The following is an 18,227-nucleotide window of genomic DNA, read 5'->3' as shown; positions in this document are numbered from 1 at the left end:
AAATCCCCCCTTCTCCCTGTCGGCGTCTCCATCCTACCACAGGAGGGGGCGGGGGCGCAACCCTAGGGCCGGGGCGGCAGGGTCACCGGTTCCGTCTCGTCCAGGGCCACCTGGTAGAGGAGAAGGGCATCCGCCCGGCCCTCCCCCGCGCCGGCGGGGGTTTGGGGGAGAACGATCCAGTGGGGAACCCCCTTGTCGTCAAAGAGGGCCACCGCCGTCCGGTCGATCTTTTTGCAGCTGGCGATGGAATAGGTCTCGACCCCTCCGCCCCGGCGGAGCTGAAAGATCCCCCGCTCGTAGGTGAGGTGAAACTTGCCCGAGTCGCTCTGCCAGCGGCCCTCCAGCCGCTCCAGGAGGGGGCGGCCCTCCCGCCCTCCAAAGAGGAAGACGGCCGCGTGGGGTTGGCGGTCCTCCCCCCGGTAGCTGACGGCGCAGACGTCGTCCCGCAGCCACCGAAGCTTGACCTCTCCCCCCTCCAGCCAGCCCTGCAAACTGGTTTCCGGGCGGATGAAAACGCCCCCTACCGAGCGGTAAAAAATCATCCGCCCCGAGGCGGTGTTTCGCCGCAGGACCGCCACCTGTCGAAAGTCGGGCGAAGGGGCGATGAGCCGGTGGGTGGTGAGGGCGTCGGCCGCCGCACAGACTGCATTGACCCCCAACAGGGCCCCCAAAAAGGCGGCCAGCAGCGCCCGGCCGAGGCCACTGCGCCGCGCCAGGCAGAGAGCGGCCCCCAGAGCCGCCAACAAGGTCAGCCCGTTGAGGAGGGGGGCCAGCCAGGGCCAGAGATAGCGGCACCCCCGCTCCCCCACCACGGCGGCATAGTAGCAGAGCTGCCCCCCACCCAGCACCAGCGCGGCCCAGAGAAATACCCGGCCGTAGGGACGCAACTGGGCAGCCCGCCAGGGCGGCGTCTCCCCCGCGGGAAAGCGGCGGCTCCACCCCTCCTCCCACCGCCGCCAGAGGGCGGGACAGGGGGTGGCCGGGCATCTGCGCCATCGGCCGCCGCTCCACTGCCGCAGCCGGGTCAACGCCTCTTCCGATGGGGCGGGCAGGGCGTTTTTGGGAAGGGGGATACAGCGGCGGCCGACCAAAAAGACCAGCAGTTCCCCTGTCTCCAGCACCTGCCACCCGCCCGGAGCCACCTCCACCTGCAGGCCGGGGGCGCGCCACACCAGCCCCTGGGGGGAGAGGGTGAGGGTCGCCTCCGCCCCCCGGCGGCAGGGGCGGCGCAGCCCCCGCATCCCCCGCCAGAGAAAGAGCCGGTTGCCCCAGAGGGCAGCCGTCAGCCCGCCAATCAGGAGGGCCGTCGCCAGCGGGGGCTGCCAGAAGTAGGTGCGAAAGGATCCGGCGGCGCTGAGGGCCAGATAGAGCCCCGCCAGTCCCCCCACCGCGGCGCAGGCCAGCCGCACCCACCTTCCCCGCGCCCGGTAGCGGACGTCGGAGGCCCGGCAGAGCAGTTCCCGCGTCAGGGGGTAACGGCAGGTGACCACATCCATAGAACACACTCCTCTCTTTTCATGGGGCGGGGCCCCAAAGGCCCCCGCTCCCCTCTGTCCCCCGCCGGAGGGCGGGGCAGCGCAGGGGGACGCCCCTACATCACAAAAGACGGCGGCGGCTCGTCTGCCCCCGCAGCGGCAAGTCCCTTCCCACCAGCGGGCAAAACGGCTTTGGCCGTGCCGCCGGAGGATATACCACCTGTGGCAGAGAGCAGCCGCCCTCTACAATCGGGGCACGCTGTGTTTTGCTGCTGCGGGGGAAAAACACCGCTCCCATGGCCGTGGCCAAAAGACCGGCAGCGCGGTCGAAAAAACAGCCTGCGGTTGCTTTTTATGATACCACCGATCGACACGATCCGCACCCCTTTTTCCCTGGGAATCGCCCGCCTTTTCGACAAAATCCATCCCCTCTTTTTGCCGGATCGCACAATGTTTCCCGCCGCCCTTGACAGCCGGACGGCCGCCGCCGTATACTATTTTTCCTTTCGCTTTGCGGAAAGGGAAAATCAGGAATGCAAAAAAAGGAGGCAGACGAGATGCAGCAGCAACCCATTTTGATCCAGGGGGCCATGCCGGTGGAGGTAGCGGCCCTGCGCGAGGCCCTAGAGGGGCGGGAGGACCAGACCCTGCACGGGTTCTCCTTCTCCACCGGGACGGTGGAGGGCCACCCCCTGGTGGTGAGCGAGACCCAGATCGGCACCCTCAACGCCGCCCTGTCCACCGCCGTGGGCATTGGCGCCTACGCCCCCCGGGCCGTCATCAACCAGGGGCTGGCCGGGGCCCACGTGGAGGAGCTGGCGGTGGGCGATCTGGTGGTGGGCACCGCCACCGTGGCCCTGCACGGGATGCAGAGCCCCGCCCGGGCCGCGGGCGAGGGCTGCGCCCCCTTCGACTGGGTCTTCGACCCCCGCTCGGTGCCCATCCCCTCGGACGAGGCGCTGCTGCACCACTTCACCCAGGTCCCCTGGCCGCACGGCCGCGCGGTGGCGGGGGTGCTGGGGAGCGGCGACCTCTTCAGCCGGGAGATCGACCGCATCCGCTGGATGCAGGAGAAAAAGGGCGAACTCTGCGAGGAGATGGAGAGCGTGGGCAGCTACGAGTGCTGCCGCCGCTTCGGGGTCCCCTGCATCGGGGTGCGCGTCATCTCCAACAACGAACTCACCGGCGAGCCCTTCACCGACTTGGTGGCCGGCGACCTGCAGCGCTGGCTGCTCGGGCAGATCGCCTGCCTCTGACCCCGCCTGGCCCTTCCGCAAGGGCGCAAAAGAGAGAGGGCCGCACCCTGCCGTGCGGCCCTCTCTTTTTAAAACGCGCTATTTGGCCAGTTTGCCCAGGCTGGCGGCGGTGAGATAGGCGTTGATGAACCCGTCCAGGTCCCCGTCCATCACGGCGCCCACATTGCCCACCTCAAAGCCGGTGCGGTGGTCCTTGACCATGGTGTAGGGCATGAAGACGTAGGAGCGGATCTGGGAGCCCCAGCCGATCTCCTTCTGGTCGCCCTTGATGTCCTCGATGCGCTCGAAATTCTCCTGCTCCTTGATCTTCATCAGTTTGGAGAGGAGCATCTTCATGGCCACCTCCCGGTTCTGGTGCTGGCTGCGCTCGTTCTGGCAGGCCACCACGATGCCGGTGGGCAGGTGGGTGATGCGGATGGCCGACTCGGTCTTGTTGACGTGCTGGCCGCCCGCGCCGCTGGAGCGGTAGGTGTCCACCCGCAGGTCCTCGTCCCGGATCTGCACGTCCAGGTCGTCGTCGATCTCGGGCACCACCTCCAGCGAGGCAAAGGAGGTGTGGCGGCGGCCGGAGGAGTCAAAGGGCGAGACCCGCACCAGCCGGTGCACCCCGTTCTCCCCCTTCAAATAGCCGTAGGCGTTCTGCCCTTCAATGAGGATGGAGGCGGATTTGAGACCGGCCTCCTCCCCGTCCAGGTAGTCCAGCACCTTGACCTTGAAGCCGTGGCGCTGGGCGTAGCGGCCATACATCCGGTAGAGCATCTCGGCCCAGTCCTGCGCCTCGGTGCCGCCGGCCCCGGCGTGAAAGGTGAGGATGGCGTTGTTGCCGTCAAACTCGCCCGAGAGGAGGGTGGACAGCCGCTGGTCCTGCAGCTCCTCCTCCACCTGGGCGACAGCGGCGGTGATCTCCTCGGTCATCGACTCGTCGCCCTCTTCCAGGGCGATCTCGATGAGGGTGGCGGCGTCCTCATAGGCGCCCTGCAGCTTTTGATAGCGGGCCAGCACGTCCTTGATGTCGCTGATTTGTTTGAGGATCTTTTGGGAGGCCTTCATGTCCTCCCAAAAGGCGGGGTCGGCGGACTGGCTTTCCAACCGAGCCAGTTCGGCGGCCTTTCCCTCCAGGTCCAGGGAGACCCCCAGTTCTTTCAGCGGGGTTTCCAGCCCCTCCAAGCGCTGTTTGAGCTCTTCTATCTGCAATAACATTGGCGTCCCCTTCCGAAAAAGCAAGTGTAAAGCGGACGCGGCGGTCGCCGCTGTCCCCTGGGTATTCTACCACCCGTCGCCCGGCTTTTCAACCGCCGCACCCCCTCATTTTCCCTCTGTTTTCAATTCTTTCACACAATCTATTGGATTTTTGAGGGCGGTGCGATATAATATAGAAGAATCTCTCTTTGCCCTTTCGGGGCAAAGAGACGCCGCGCCGGCGGGCCCTCAGCCCCCGGCAGCGGCCGAGGGGCGGACGGTCGCCGTCCGCCCCTTTTTTATGGAGGTGAACCTTTCTTGGCTTCATACAAGGGCGAATTATGCCCGGTTTGTCACAAGGCGTTTGCAGACGGCGACCAGATCGTCGTCTGCCCGGAGTGCGGCACCCCCCACCACCGGGACTGCTACTTTCAGCTCGGCCACTGCGCCAACGCCGAGCACCACGGCGAGGACTTTGCCTGGCAGCCGGAGAAAAAGGCCCCGGCCGCCGCGCCGGGGATCGAGGGGGGCGCGGCCCCCGGGCAGGAGGGGGACGGCTTCTCCCGCCCCTGCCCCCACTGCCACGCCGCCAACCCGCCGGGCGCCCTCTTCTGCATCTCCTGCGGCAAGCCGCTGGAGAGCCAGCAGCAGCAATACGCCGCCGGGCCGGGGTTTGGCCCGATGGCCGCGAACCAGCAAAACATCAAGTACGGCGGGGTCGATCCCGAAGACACCATCGACGGCATCCGGGTGGAGGACATGGCCGAGTTCATCGGCCCCAGCTCGGGTTACTACCTCTATCAGTTCAAAAATATGGACATGCGGGGGCGCAAGCTCTCCTTCTCCTGGTCGGGGTTCTTCATCACCCCCCTCTACATGCTCTTTCGCAAGGTCTGGCCGGTGGCCCTGCTCTCCATCCTGCTCAACATCACCCTCAACATCCCCGGCATCATCTTCTTTTTGACCCCTGAATCCCAAATCAACACCCTCCTCACCGGCCCCTTTGCCGTGGCCTACACCGTCACCAGCCTGCTGATGATGGCCGTGCAGATCTTCTTCGGCCTCTTCGCCAACGCCATCTACCGGCGCTCGGTGGTCAAAAAGATCAAGCGGATCCAGGCCATGGGGCTCGACCGCACCGAGACGCTGCGCCTCTACCACAAAAAGGGCGGGGTCTGCCGCTGGGCGGTCCTCACTGTGGGCCTGCTGCTGATGATTTCCAGCCTGGTCGGCACCCTGTTGACCGCCGCCGGGTTCTGATTTCACCGACCACACACCAAACCATACCGACGATAGGAGTGCTAAAGACGATGCAAAAAATTCGCAAAGCCGTCATCCCCGCCGCCGGCCTGGGCACCCGGGTGCTGCCCGCGACCAAGGCCATGCCCAAAGAGATGCTCCCCATTGTGGACAAGCCCGCCATCCAGTACATTGTGGAGGAGGCGGCTGCCGCCGGCATCGAGGAGATCCTCATCATCACCTCCCGGGGCAAAGGGGTGATGGAAGACCACTTCGACCGCTCCCCCGTGCTGGAGCAAAAACTCCTCGACAGCGGGAAGAAGGCCCTCTACGACCAGGTGGTCTCCATCGCCGAGATCGCCAACATCACCTACCTGCGCCAGAAGGAGCAAAAGGGGTTGGGCCACGCCATCCTGCAGGCCAAAAACTTTGTGGGGGACGAGCCCTTCGCCGTCCTCTACGGCGACGACGTCATCGTCTCCAAAGACCCGGTCTGCGGCCAGTTGATGCGGGCCTATGAGACCTACGGCAAGGCCTGCGTGGGCATCAAAGAGGTGCCGGCAGCCGACATCTCCAAGTACTCCTCCCTGGCGGTGAAGCCGCTGGAGGGGAACCTCTACGCCATCGACAACATGGTGGAGAAGCCCCAGACCGAGGCGGAGGTGCTCTCCCTCTTCTCGATCCTCGGGCGCTGCGTCCTCACCCCCGACATCTTCGACATCCTCGAGCACACCGCCCCCGGGGCCGGCGGCGAGATCCAGCTGACCGACGCCATGCGGGAACTGGCCCTCTCGGAAGGGATGGTGGGGGTCGACTATGTGGGCACCCGCTACGACATGGGCAACAAGCTGGGGGTCCTAAAGGCCATCGTCGAGGTGGGGATCGACCACCCCGAGATCGGCGAGGACTTCCGCGCCTACCTCAAGGACTTTGCCGGCCGGCTGTAAAGCCCGCCCAAAAGCCGTGGAAACGCCGATTTTCTGCGGCTTTTTTTGCGCGATCTGCCGAGCCCGCCGTTGACTTTGCGGTTTTTTCTGGTATAATTATTTTGTTGCGCTTCGCAACATCCTTGTCCCCTTTGCGGGGACCTAATGTCCAAAAGGAGGTGCATTCAAAATGGCAAAGGTAAATTACGAGACCGTGATCGTGCTGAGCACCAAACAGGGAGAAGAGGGGATCAAAGCCCTCGTCGAGAAATTCCAGACCCTGATCGCTCAAAACGGTACCGTTGACTCGGTGGACGAGTGGGGCAAACGCCGCCTGGCTTACGAGATCGACCACGAGAACGAGGGCTACTACGTGCTGATCAACTTCAGCTGCGAGCCCGAGTTCCCCGCCGAACTCGACCGCGTCTACAAGATCACCAGCGGCATCCTGCGCACACTGATCATCAAAAAAGAGCAGTAAGCGGAAAGGGGAACGGCTTATGTTGAACATCGCAGCCATCATGGGCAGATTGACAGCCGACCCGGAGCTTCGCCACACCCCCAACAACGTGCCCGTCACCAGCTTTTCGGTGGCGGTGGCCCGCTCCTTCGTCCGTCAAGGGCAGGAGCGCGAGACCGATTTCATCAACGTTGTGGCCTGGCGCAGCACCGCCGAATTTGTCTGCCGCTACTTCAAAAAGGGAAATATGATCGCCGTCAACGGGTCGATCCAGACCCGCAAGTACCAGGACCGCGACGGCAACAACCGCACTGCCTTTGAGATCGTGGCCGACAACGTGCATTTTTGTGAGAGCAAATCCTCCGCTTCTCAGAGCGGCGGGACGACCTTCTCCATGCCGCAGCAGCCCCCCCAAAGCGACGTTATGAGCTTTTCGTCGGGCAGCACCGGTGACTTTGAAGAGATCGCCAGCGACGACGATCTCCCATTCTAACACAAGGAGGAAACGACCGTGGAAGAGAAAACCACCACTGCAGCGGCCCCTGCCGCTGCTTCCAGCACCGCTCCGGCCCCCCGCGAGAACCGCGAGCCCCGGGAGTATAACCGCGACCGGAGAGGCGGCGGGTTCCGCGGCGGCAAACGCGGCCGCCGCAAGGTCTGCGCTTTCTGCGCCGACAAGGCCGAGACCATCGACTACAAAGACATCAGCAAGCTGAGACGGTACCTGTCCGACCGGGGAAAGATCGTCCCCCGCCGTGTGACCGGCACCTGCGCGTTCCACCAGCGCGCCCTGACGACCGCCATCAAGCGCGCCCGTCATCTGGCCCTGCTGCCCTACACCAACGACTAATTAGGCAGCCGGACTTCACTTGTCTCTGTCAAGAGCGTCGACCCTTTTGGGGTCGGCGCTCTTTTTGTTGCAGCCCTCCCCGCTCTGCTGGGGGGCCCGGTGGGTTTTGGCGATGCACCAAAAGAGCCCCCCTTCGATACCATCCAAATGCGGTCTCTCAACTTGCGCAAAGATCTGGGCGGGAGGGACATCGTCGCAGAAGGGTGCCCGACCACACCCATCTCCTCGCAGAGATACCTCCCCCAGATAGACGTCTCCAACTCTGTGGGATTTCGCAATGGAAAGAGCAGCTTGACCATCTTCGAGCGACAGATAGATTGCGAGCGCAAACAGGGCAACCGGCAGTTTTGGTGTCGGGGACCCTGTGTTGACACCACAGGCAAGAATGCGAAAAAGGACAGCAGCGTATTTCCAACGTCAACGCGGGGAAGAGCAGGTCGCAGACCAGACGGTGGAGCAGCCCCTTTACTGGTGGCAGGTGAGCATCCCCCTGCAGGCGGCAGGCCACGCCAACACCTTGAAACACGGCTGGGCAGCATCGTGCTTCGCCCGCACCGGCAGGGCCACCTGCTCTGGCGGCGGGTCCCTATTCGCGAAAACTGCCGGCCCCGCCAGAGGAAGCACACCTCAAAAAAACGTTCACTGAAAGCACCGGGCAAAACAAGCTGCCAACAGCAGGGTGCCAATCAGAGGGGGCACTGTAAAAGGGCAACTGCTCCGGTTGGCGGCCACAGGGCAGCCGATGCAGGCCAAAAGCAGGCCAAAAACGGAAGTGCGTCTTAAAACACCTGCCGGTGCCGGGCCCGATGGGGCCGAGTCGATTCAACGGCTCTGCCGGGGGCATGACCGTCTCCCCTTCCGCCACGGCAGCCCCGCCAATCAAATGGGTAGAGCCAATCAAAAGGCGGCAGTGCCCTCTCCCCTCTGGCCAACCGGTTCGTCGCCCCAAAAGGGACGGCCGATAAAACCCATCTGCGACCGCTGCCGATGGCGCTTTTGGGCCGGGCTCTCCTGCATCTCGACGCGGCAGAGGTGCTTCACTGCAAAAAAAGGCCTTCACCGCGCCGACGGACCCGACGGCGCCAGGCACAGAGGGCGGCCTCCCCTCCTTTATAAGGGCTGCCCGGCAACAGCTCTCAAAAGAAAGGGCGAAAAAGCGCACTCTCCGCGCCGACACCGCCCGCCCTCCCCCAATGCCTACTCCCCCCTCCAAGCCCCATCGGCGGGATGGTTTGGCAGGCAATCATCTTTGCGTTTTGTCCCCCTCTCCTCCTTCGGGCGGAAACGGCCAGCCACCCGGATAAAGAGCAAGCCCTCCCTCCTTATCAAGAAGGGAGACCGTGAAGAGAAACAATCCTTCGTTTCCGGAGAAAAACAACTTGTAAAAAATCTGTCAAAATCTGCGGTTTCCAAAATAAGGCGGAAAAATCCCCCTCACTTGCTCCCGATTTCTCTGTCTTTCACTACACTTTACATATTTTTTACAGAAACTTTGGTTATTCGTCAAAGCATCCATTTTTTTTTTTTTTTGTTGTGCAAATATGTAAATGTTGTATAATACCTATATGGAAATTGTTTCCCGTTTCGACTGGAGATCGGACTGTCCATCTCCCCTCGCTCTTCTGGACCTGCGGATTGGGAAAGGCCGCGGGGAGCGGGGCCGAAGCGGAGCGATCTTCCGATTGGAGGGCCGCATCTCGCGGCTCTGGAAATGAAAGAAGGAGGAAAACACACGATGAAACCGCTTTTCAAGAAGGGACTCTCTGCCGTTTTGGCAGCGGCCCTGACGGTGAGCATGGCGGCCACCGCGTTTGCAACCCCCAACGCAGAGGATACCGTCATCACCGTACTGCACACCAACGACGTCCACGGCGCCGTGGTGAGCGACGATTCCCACGCCGGGCTGGACTACCTGGCCGGCATGAAAAAGTCCATGGTAGCCGGCGGCCAGAAGGTGCTGCTGGTGGATGCCGGCGACTACTCCCAGGGGACGCCCTTTGTGGCCGACTCCAAGGGGCAGAGCGCCATCAAAATCATGAACGAGGTCGGCTATGACGCCGCCGCCCTGGGCAACCACGAGTTCGACTACTCCCTGGACGAAATCTCCGCCAACATCAAGGCGGCCAAATTTGACATCCTCAACTCCAACATCGACGACCCCGAGAACATCATCGACGGGCTGAACAAGTTGAAAAAGACCAAGGTCTTCGATTACGGCAACGTCAAGGTGGGCGTCTTTGCACTGGACACCCCCGAGACCTTTGAATTGAGCCAGCCCGCCAAGGTGGGCAAACTCAACTTCCACAACAACGACCTGAAAACCGTCGCCCAGAACACCGTCAACGACCTGAAAACCACCCAGGGCTGCGACGTGGTCATCGCCCTCTGCCACCTGGGCGAGTCCTCCAACAAGTGGTCCTCCAAATGGCTGGCCGAGAATGTCACCGGCATCAACTTGATTGTCGATGGCCATGACCACGTGGAGCGGATGGGCAATGCCGGCGATTACGCCGAGAGCAACAAAGGCGCCATCAAAGTGGGCAGCACCACCATCGTCTCCACCGGCACCGCCCTGGCCTATGTGGGCAAGGTGACCATCACCGTCAAAAAAGACGGCACCGTGGACATCAAGTCCGAGGGCATCACCAACAAGGCCATGAAAGAGGGCTACACCCCCGACCCCACCGTCAAGACAGTGGCGGACGCGGTAGCCAAAGAGGTCAATGAGAAGTACGCCGAGGTCATCGGCAAGACCAAGATCGGCCTCTACGCCGGCACCCCCATCTGCCGCCGCGCCGAGAGCAACATGGCCGACCTGGTGGCCGACGCCAACCGCTGGCGGACCCTGCAGTGGCAGCAAACTGCCCCGGCCGAGCTGAAAAACCTGCCGGTGATCGGTTACACCGGCGGCGGCGGTGTGCGCGCTTCCGTCCCTGCCGGGGACATCACCAAGAAGGACATCATCACCGTTCTGCCCTTCGGCGGTGAGACCCGCTACCTGAAGATGAGCCACAAAGCCCTGTGGGAGATGGTGGAGAACGGCGTCAGCCTGATTTCCGTCAACGCCGAGGGGGCCGACACCGCCAACACCGGCGAAATCTTCGGCAACAAGGGCCGCTTCTTCATCCCCTCCGGCATGAAGTACGTCTACGACCCCACCAAGACCCCGACGGACTCGACGGCCAAGACCATGGGCAACCGCGTCCAGAGCATCACCCTGGATGACGGCACCGCCATCGACAAAAACGCCACCAACAAGTACGTGTTGGTCATGACCGGCTCCTATGAAGTGGGCGGCGGCGATGGCTACTACATGTGCGACCCCGCCTTCTACGGCGACGGCCAGGTCAGTGTGGTGGGGGCCGACACCTCCAACGACGTCTTCCTGACCGACTACATCAAGTACCTGATGACCCTGCCCGAGAACAAAGACGGCCTCTGTGTCCTCAGCGAGACCGGGCGGATCAAGGCCATCAACACCGGCTACACCGCCACCCAGTACGACGCCACCGTCAGCCTGCTGGACAGCGAGGGCAACCCCGCCGCCGGCGCCTGGGCCAAGGTGGAGATCGACGGCAAGGCCTTCGGCGAGTACACCGCCGATGAAAACGGCGTCATCACCGTGCCCGGCATCGGCAACGGCCTGCACGACCTCTGCGCCATCGCCGAGGACGGCAGCCGCGCCGCCAACTACGTCAGCGACTACGCCGGTCAGAAGTCCATCACCCTGCAGGCCAACTACACCGCGGTCAACCAGGGCGGCGGTTCCGACACCCCCACCCCTGACGACGGCAAGGAAAAGGGCGACTCGGTCAACACCGGCGACAGCACCGGTTCCCTGATCGCCTTCTCGGCGCTGGCCATCTCCGGCCTGGCGGCCCTGTCCCTGAAAAAGCGGAAACACTAGTTTTCCCCTAACCAAAACCTCTCCTTTCCCAAAAGAGAAGGGAGCGCAGTCGGCTTGACTGCGCTCCCTTTTTTCTGCCCTTTTGCCTTTTTTCGAGGAGGTGCTCCCCCGCAAAGCGGCAAATACCGGCTGGACCTTCATCTTTTTCGACCGATGTCCCTTTTGTCCTTTCCAATTTGTATATTTTATATCAAATTATACTGAAATTGGCATCTTGTACCCCGTGAGACCCCCTCTTTCCTCCTCCGCCAGATAGGGCGGCATGTAGGGGGCGGAGGGAAACTCCTCCGTCCGCTCCTCTCTTCCCTCCCTCTGCACCTCGATTGAAGGGGCGCCCGGCAAACTGTCGAAAACACCTTCTCTCTGCGCCAAAAAAGGCGAGGGGATGGCTCCCTTCGCCTTTTTGCAACCAGTCCTGTTTCAAATCAACTAGCTCTGTTTTTGCAGCACCCGCACGGTGACCACCTTGCCGCCAGGGGTGACCTTGGTGCCGGCCGAGGGGTCGGTGGCGAGAACGGTGCCGTCGGCGCCCTCCCCCGTGTAGACGTGGATCACATTGTACTTGATTTTCTTTGCGTCCAAATCGCCCTTCACGCTGTCCCAGCTCTTGCCGACGATGTTGGGCATCTCCACATCTTCAGGGCCATTGCTGACGGTGATGGTGAGCACCTCGCCCGCCTTGAGGGTCTCGCCCGCCTTGGGGGAGAGGTCGCAGATGACGTCCTTGTCGTACTCGCTGCTGTAGGCGGTGACCACCCGGTAGGGGATGTCGGCATGGTCCTTCTGGAAGTCGGAGAGGGGCTTGCCTACCACGCTGGGGACTTTGACCTCGCCCGCCTGCGACTCGCTGGAGGAGGACTGGGAGGAGGTCTGTGACGAGGAGCCACCCGCCGGGTCTTCGGCGGGCCGGGTGTAGAGCCAGACGGCAATGGCCGCGCCGATGATCACCAGGGCAGCGGCGATCCCCGCGATCATCCAGATAAACTTCTTGTTGCCGCCGGAGTTCTTCCCGCCCTTCTTGGGCGATTGGGCGGCGGGGCGGGACTCCTCCTCGTCGGTGATGCGGACGGCCTCCTTGGTGGGGGCCTCCGACGGGGTGGGGATCTGCCGGGGCAGCAGGGCGGTGGCAAACTCCTCAATGGTGCGGATGCGCCCTTTGGAGGGGAGCACCAGGGCGGCGGCCACCGCCTGGGAGAGGCGGCTGTCCACCGTGTGGTTGACCTCTACCGGGGGGAGCAGGGCGTCGGCGGTGAGCCGCTCGTCCGCGCTCTGGGGCCGGGTGCCGGTGATGCAGCGGTAGATGGTGGCCCCCACGGCGTAGATGTCGGTCCAGGAGCCCTGCCAGCCGGTGACGCTGTACTGCTCGGGCGCCGAGTAGCCGGGAAAGAGCTCGCACTGCAGTTCCGAGCCCTTGGTGCGCAGGGCAGAGGTGGCAAAGCCCACCAGCCGGACCTCCCCCTCCCCGTTGACCAGGATGTTGTCGGGGCAGATGCCGCCGTGCACCATCCCCAGCTTGTGGATCTCCCGCAGGGTTTTGAAAAAGGGCTTGAGGATGTTGAGGGTGGCGGCGCTGTCGATCTCGCCGATGGTGCGGGAGAGCACCACCGAGAGGGAGATGCCGTCAAAGTGCTCGGTCACGGCGTAGACGGTGCCCCGGTCCTTCCAGACGCCGTAGACCTGGCAGAGGGCCTCGGCCGCCTCGATGTGGGCGAGGGACTTGTAGAGGTCGACAAAGGACTCGACCACCGTCTTAAAGTGCATGCTCTCCCCCACGGCCACCCCGGCGGAACCGTTGAACTCCCGGTCCACCAAACCGGTGGGGAACAGCTCCCGCACGGTGACGCGGCGCTCCTCCTGGCAGTCATAGCCCTGGTAGTCGATCCCCTCGCCGTCCATGTGGATGACCTGGCCCAGCAAAAAGCGGCCGGCCACCACTGTGTGGACCGGCAGGGCCGGGTGGGGGTTGGGGGTGTTCTGGTCGATGTGGCAGCGGGGGCAACGACCCTCTTCCAGCGGGGTCATGCAGTGGATACAGCGGTTGGTATCTATGTTCATCTGGCGTTCTCTCCTACTGTGGTGTGATGGCGCTGGGCGCAAACAGATGGATCAAAATCGACAAATTCTGCCGAGGTGGGCGGCCCACAGGGCGCTTTCTCCCCTCGGCCATTCATCTTATCATACCCTTTTTCCCGCCCAGTTGCAAGCGCCAAAGGGGGCCGGATCCCCCATTTTGTCCCCCCAGTGGGTGGAGATTTTTTCCACTCCCTTCCGGGCACGAAAAGGGGGCGGCCCCTCCCCGCGGGAAGGGTCGCCCCCGGCAAAACAGGGGTGCGCTCAGAGGGGCGCCACCGGCAGCCGCAGAACGGTCTTCTGCTTGTCCACCGGGGTCTTGCGGGGGTCGCCCAAGTAGATTTCGTGGTGGCGGCGCCCCTCGCTCAAGTCGGGGCGGTACCCCTCCTTTGCCAGGTAGGCGTGCATCCTGGCCAGGGTCTGGGGCTCGTCGTCGTAGCTGCCCCGGTGCAGGCACTGGACACAAAGCCCCTCGTCCACTGTCAGCCGGAAAGCGGCGCTGGTGTCCAGCTTTTTCTTGCGGGCGGCTTCCTTCCTCGCCCAGGCAAAGACCTGGTCGGTGACAAAGTCGGGCAGGCGGATGGCCGCCCGCCAGCAGAAGGAGGACTTGTCGCCAAAATCGGCGTCTGCGCCCCCCTCGCTCCACCACCAGCCCTCCAGCGGGGGAACGACGTACGCAAAGAACCCGTCGATGGGGTGTCCGCCCTTCTCGCTCATGCGGATGGTGTAGGAGACGGCGTAGAGGACGGACACCGCCCGAGAGAATTCGCCGCCCTCCTCGTTGGGGTCGCCCCGCCCTTCCACCGCCACAAAGGGGAGGGGCGGCACCTCGATGAGGGACGGCGTCTCGCCGGGGAGATAGAGGGATCTCTCTGCTTTTTTGTAGTCCAGTGCAGCCATGTTTCATTCCTCCTGTAAAGGGTGTTCTCTTTTTTTACAGGATAGCAGGGAGAACTGGACAGCAGTCTGTCAGGTATGGAAGAAACGCCGCATCACCCGGCCAGGAGCCGGTCCCCCGCAATCAACTCCCGCAAAATCTCCTCTCCCCTGTACTGCTGCTCGAGGCTGCTCCCCCGCAGCAGCACCGGCGTCTCCTCGACGCCCAGTTTGGCCAACAGGGCCGTGTCCCTCTCATCCCCCTGCGGGGTGTAGCGAAAAATCTGGGCGTCCCGTTCCTCCAAATAGGAGCGCAAGGCCGCCGTTACGGCCGCATCGCCGGCCCCCTCATCCGCAATATAGAGGAGGAGGTCCCCCTTCCCCTCGGCGGTGAGGAGCCGCGCCTCCACCTCCTCCGCCGAAATGGGGGAGAAGGGGCCGTCGGGCCGGTGGTCCCGGATGAGGGCGTGGTTGTAGTGGGCGCTGTGCGCGACCACCGCCAGGGCGACCCCGGAGAGGACCGCCAAAGCGACCACCCCTCCGCGCCCCAGTCCCCTGCGGCGCAGAAACTGCACCGCGCCGGCGGCCAGGGCCGCTGCCGCCAGCAGGAGGACAAAGGCGTAGAAGCGCCCGTCCCGCAGCAGGCTGTCCTGGTACCAAAAGGCGTATTCGTCCCGGGCGATCCCCGTTTGGTAGGCCACCTCTCCCCCCCAGACAAGGAGGGACAGGGAAGCGATCCCCAGGGGGATACCGGGCCATCTCTCTGCGCTTTTTTTCATCTCCATCACCTCACTGCCATCATACACCGAAGGGCAGGGCGCTGCCTAGGAAAACCGCCCACATTCGTCCACCTGCCCTCTTTTGCGGAGAAATTTTGGGCAGCTTTCCCATCCTGCCGGTCCTGCGCCCGCCGCGCCAAATTGACGCTGTATCTCCCTTTTTGGAAACCCCCTGCCGCCCCGGAGGCAAGGGATGCGCCCGGCTCGGTGGCCCCCTCCTCCCCATCCGCAAAAAGGAGGGGGAAGCTCTTCTCCCCCTCTCCGCGGGCGGCCCCCATATCGGCCGTCCGGCGGTTTCAACGGCCCGTTTTGTGCAGAAGGGGATCTTCCCTCTTCCGCCGACAGACAAGCCGCATTTTTCCACCGCGCGGCGGCCACGGGGGGCACCGCCTTTTTCGGGCCAAGGGGCCGCCCCTCTGTGCTCCTTTTTTTGCGGCGGCAACCGAAAAAGTGGGCCCTGCTCCTCTTGGTAGAAGCAGGGCCCACTTTCATCAGCCGCGCATCCTGCGGCGAAAGACCCAGACGGCCACCGCCAGCACCGCCGCCGCGTAGCCCACCACCCACCAGAGGTGGGGGAAGATGCCGCCCCAATCCCCTGCCAGGGCGGCCCTCCCCGCCTTGACCGCGTGGATGAAGGGGAGGACATCCGCCACCCGCTCAAAGGCGCCGCCCACCAGGCTCACGTCGAACCAGGTGTCCGACAGCCAGGCGGAGAGGTTGGTGAGGAGGGCCCCGCAGAGCCCACCCACCTGCCGGTCGGTAAAGAGGCTGCCGCAGAGCAGCCCGATGGCGATGAATAAAAGGGCTGTCGGCAGCAGCACCGCCAGCGCCGGCAGCAGGTTTGCCGTGACGGGGAGCCCCAGACAGAGAGCCGTCAGGTAGCAGACCGCCCCCTGTGCCAGCGCCATGGGAAAGAGGGGGAGGATGTACCCCAGCAGGAAATCGCCCGCCCGCATGGGGGAGGTGAAGAGCCGCTGGACAAAGGCGCTGGTGCGGTCGCGGGCGATGAGCATCCCCGAGAAGAGGGAGATGAAGGAGAGGCCGAAGACCGCGATGCCCGGGGCCAGCCGGGCAATGGGAAAGAGCTCGGTGGGGACATTTTTCTGAATGGCGCTGAGCAGCAGCAGGAGAATGACCGGAAAGCCCATCCCAAACAGCAGGTTGATGCGGTCGCGGACGATCTCCTTGGCGTTTCTGCCCGCAAAGGCAAGGGTCCGGTTCACAGGGCAGACCCCCTCTCCCCCGCCAGGGCGACAAAGGCGTCTTCAAAGCTGGACGCGCCCGCCTGGGCCATCAGCTCCCCGGCGGTGCCGACGGTGCGCAGCCGCCCCTCGGCCAGGATGCCGATGCGGTCGGACAGGGCCTGCGCCTCCTCCAGGTAGTGGGTGGTCAGCACCACCGTCACCCGGCCCTTGAGGCGCTGGATCTCCCGCCAGAGCTCCCGCCGGGAGAGGACGTCCAGGCCCAGGGTGGGTTCATCTAAAAAGAGGACCTGGGGGTCGGTGATGAGAGCCAAGGCGATGCTCAACCGCCGCTGCCAGCCGCCCGAGAGGGTGCGGGCCTGTTTCCTCTCCACCTGGGCAAAGCCCCCCTCCCGAATGGACTGGGCCGCCTTGGCGCGGGCCTCTTCCCTGCTGCAGCCGCCAATGCCGGCCATCAGTTCCAGGTTTTCGCGGACGGTGAGGTTGGGGGCCACCGCCGTCTCCTGCGGGGAGAGGCTGATGACCGCCTTGACCCGCTCCTTCTCCCGGAGGATGCTGTGGCCCATCAGCCAGGCCTCCCCCGCGGTGGGGGCGATCAGGCAGGAGAGCAGCTTGATGGCGGTGGATTTGCCCGCCCCGTTGACCCCCAACAGGGCAAACAGCTCTCCCTGCCCGACGCACAGGTCCAGCCCGTCCAGGGCCAGTTTGTCCCGGTAGCGCTTGGTGAGGGCCTTGGTCTCAATGGCGTTCACTCCCCCTCGCCCCCTCTCTCGCTGCGGGGCGGGGCCTTCTCCCGCTGGGCGGCCTTCATCAGCTCGTGGGCGAAGGACTGCACCAGGTCGGCCTTGACGATGGCGATCCCCTGCTCCTCGTCCCCCAAAACCAGCAACTGGTCCCCGGTGGAGATGGAGAACACCTCCCGGGCCCGCTTGGGGATGACGATCTGCCCCCGTTCACCCACCCGCACCAGGCCGAAGAGATGCTTGCCTTTCGGGGTGAGCAGCGCCCCGCCCTGGCTGTCGTGGTGGTTGACCAGTTCGTCCAGGGTGATGTTGTAAAGGTCGGCCAGGGCCTGGGTGTTGGGCAGGTCGGGGATGGTCTCGCCGCTCTCCCACTTGGCGACGGCCTGGCGGGAGACCCCGATGCGCTCGGCCACCTCCTCCTGGGAGTAGCCGTGGGCCCGGCGCAGAAACTGCAAATTCTCATGGATCATACTTTTCACACCTCCTATGGCTGTATTCTACCCCACCACAGCGGCCAAAACCACCAATTGCGGCTGACAGGGGATGTTCGTTTCGGTTGCCCCTCCCCCAGCTCCCAAAGGGGGCAACCGCGCCGTCTTCACGGGAAACAGGCCCCGCCGGCGGTCATGTTGGACATGCGATCGGGCGGTGAGACCCCCGCCCGATTGCTTCCCCCGCCGGAAGGGCGGGCGCGGCCGGGGGACGTTTCGCGTCACCGGCCTCAAACTTCCCGGCGCCAAGTCAGCGGGTTCGAGAACAGCCGCTGGGGAAAAGGCGGCAGCCGTGCCCCTCTATGCGGGGCGGGGCGGAGTGAGCGCCCTCACGGCGGCCGATGGCAGGGAAAGACGGCTCGGTCCCTCTCCCCCGGCAAAAACGCAATCGGTCCCCGCCGCCCGCACCGGCCAACAATCACCCGAAAAAGGCCACCGGCTCCCGGCGAGCAGCGCACTTCTTTTCAAAGCCCTTCCGGGCCAACTGGTAAGCAGGGCCCCGAAAGGCGCGGGCCCCGGTGGGACAGACGGCGATGCAGGCGGCGCAGGCGATACACCGCTCCCCGTCGGTCTTTTTGGGGGCGGCGGGGTCGATGGCCCCGGCCCGGCAGACGCTGCCTCTTATACACCTCTAGATGTGTATAAGAGCCAGCTCATACCCCGCACGGCAGGCCGCCGCCCAGCACACCCCCCCCCCTCCGCCCACCTCCCCACTCTCCCCGACACCTCTTACGCACCTTCACCCTCCCACCGCCCACCCCCCCGCCCCCCCAC

16 protein-coding genes are annotated in these 18,227 nt (G+C 64.2%); 7 read left to right on the top strand and 9 right to left on the bottom strand.

All coding sequences use genetic code 11. From position 1 onward, the window contains the following. Positions 1–62 precede the first annotated feature (62 nt). Positions 63–1,496, bottom strand: coding sequence for a hypothetical protein (locus BN3266_RS07500; RefSeq protein WP_059004663.1), 1,434 nt, complete (start codon positions 1,494–1,496; stop codon positions 63–65). 536 nt (positions 1,497–2,032) lie between these two features. Between BN3266_RS07500 and BN3266_RS07495 the strand changes: the two genes are divergently transcribed. After that, positions 2,033–2,731 (top strand): 5'-methylthioadenosine/S-adenosylhomocysteine nucleosidase, encoded by a 699-nt coding sequence (locus BN3266_RS07495; RefSeq protein ID WP_195891610.1) that lies wholly within the window; start codon positions 2,033–2,035, stop codon positions 2,729–2,731. A 78-nt stretch (positions 2,732–2,809) separates the two neighbouring features. Here BN3266_RS07495 and prfB read toward each other — a convergent pair whose 3' ends face one another. Continuing rightward, complete coding sequence (gene prfB / locus BN3266_RS07490; protein ID WP_021660832.1) at positions 2,810–3,931, bottom strand: peptide chain release factor 2; 1,122 nt, start codon at positions 3,929–3,931, stop codon at positions 2,810–2,812. 297 nt (positions 3,932–4,228) lie between these two features. Between prfB and BN3266_RS07485 the strand changes: the two genes are divergently transcribed. From BN3266_RS07485 to BN3266_RS07460, 6 genes are all read left to right on the top strand, one after another. After that, entirely contained in the window at positions 4,229–5,170 is a 942-nt protein-coding gene (locus tag BN3266_RS07485) for an RING finger protein (RefSeq protein WP_059004661.1), read from the top strand. A 50-nt stretch (positions 5,171–5,220) separates the two neighbouring features. Next, positions 5,221–6,096 carry a UTP--glucose-1-phosphate uridylyltransferase GalU gene (galU, locus tag BN3266_RS07480; protein WP_059004660.1) on the top strand — a complete coding sequence of 292 codons (876 nt, stop codon included), beginning with the start codon at positions 5,221–5,223 and terminating at the stop codon, positions 6,094–6,096. Positions 6,097–6,265: 169 nt separating this feature from the next. Then, positions 6,266–6,556, top strand: coding sequence for a 30S ribosomal protein S6 (rpsF, locus tag BN3266_RS07475; protein ID WP_021660836.1), 291 nt, complete (start codon positions 6,266–6,268; stop codon positions 6,554–6,556). Positions 6,557–6,575: 19 nt separating this feature from the next. Further along, positions 6,576–7,028: a single-stranded DNA-binding protein gene (locus tag BN3266_RS07470; protein WP_021660837.1), complete on the top strand. Its 453-nt coding sequence runs from the start codon at positions 6,576–6,578 to the stop codon at positions 7,026–7,028. Between the two features lie 18 nt (positions 7,029–7,046). After that, positions 7,047–7,385, top strand: coding sequence for a 30S ribosomal protein S18 (rpsR, locus tag BN3266_RS13580; protein WP_021660838.1), 339 nt, complete (start codon positions 7,047–7,049; stop codon positions 7,383–7,385). Positions 7,386–9,120: 1,735 nt separating this feature from the next. After that, the gene (locus tag BN3266_RS07460) at positions 9,121–11,292 is read left to right on the top strand and encodes a bifunctional metallophosphatase/5'-nucleotidase (protein ID WP_059004659.1); all 2,172 of its coding nucleotides are present in this window, start codon (positions 9,121–9,123) and stop codon (positions 11,290–11,292) included. Positions 11,293–11,721: 429 nt separating this feature from the next. On the opposite strand, the gene BN3266_RS07455 is transcribed toward BN3266_RS07460, so the two are convergent. From BN3266_RS07455 to BN3266_RS13575, 7 genes are all read right to left on the bottom strand, one after another. Continuing rightward, complete coding sequence (locus BN3266_RS07455) at positions 11,722–13,347, bottom strand: PASTA domain-containing protein (protein WP_059004658.1); 1,626 nt, start codon at positions 13,345–13,347, stop codon at positions 11,722–11,724. A 279-nt stretch (positions 13,348–13,626) separates the two neighbouring features. Then, on the bottom strand, positions 13,627–14,262 hold the full coding sequence (locus tag BN3266_RS07450) for a GyrI-like domain-containing protein (RefSeq protein WP_059004657.1): 636 nt from the start codon (positions 14,260–14,262) through the stop codon (positions 13,627–13,629). A 92-nt stretch (positions 14,263–14,354) separates the two neighbouring features. After that, positions 14,355–15,017 (bottom strand): hypothetical protein, encoded by a 663-nt coding sequence (locus BN3266_RS07445; protein WP_154669017.1) that lies wholly within the window; start codon positions 15,015–15,017, stop codon positions 14,355–14,357. 491 nt (positions 15,018–15,508) lie between these two features. Further along, positions 15,509–16,240, bottom strand: a complete 732-nt coding sequence (locus tag BN3266_RS07435; RefSeq protein ID WP_059004654.1) for an ABC transporter permease — start codon at positions 16,238–16,240, stop codon at positions 15,509–15,511. Then, positions 16,237–16,971: an ABC transporter ATP-binding protein gene (locus BN3266_RS07430; protein WP_059004653.1), complete on the bottom strand. Its 735-nt coding sequence runs from the start codon at positions 16,969–16,971 to the stop codon at positions 16,237–16,239. Before BN3266_RS07430 ends, BN3266_RS07435 begins: the two co-directional genes overlap by 4 nt. Then, on the bottom strand, positions 16,968–17,432 hold the full coding sequence (locus tag BN3266_RS07425; protein WP_059004652.1) for a helix-turn-helix domain-containing protein: 465 nt from the start codon (positions 17,430–17,432) through the stop codon (positions 16,968–16,970). Before BN3266_RS07425 ends, BN3266_RS07430 begins: the two co-directional genes overlap by 4 nt. 439 nt (positions 17,433–17,871) lie before the next feature. Further along, entirely contained in the window at positions 17,872–18,048 is a 177-nt protein-coding gene (locus BN3266_RS13575; RefSeq protein ID WP_278275384.1) for a 4Fe-4S binding protein, read from the bottom strand. Positions 18,049–18,227 lie beyond the last annotated feature (179 nt).

The sequence above is a fragment of the Bittarella massiliensis (ex Durand et al. 2017) genome, from assembly GCF_001486165.1.
Classification (GTDB): Bacteria; Bacillota; Clostridia; order Oscillospirales; family Ruminococcaceae; genus Bittarella; species Bittarella massiliensis.
Note: the sequence above shows the minus strand (reverse complement) of the source record. Positions and strands in the feature narration are given on the sequence as shown.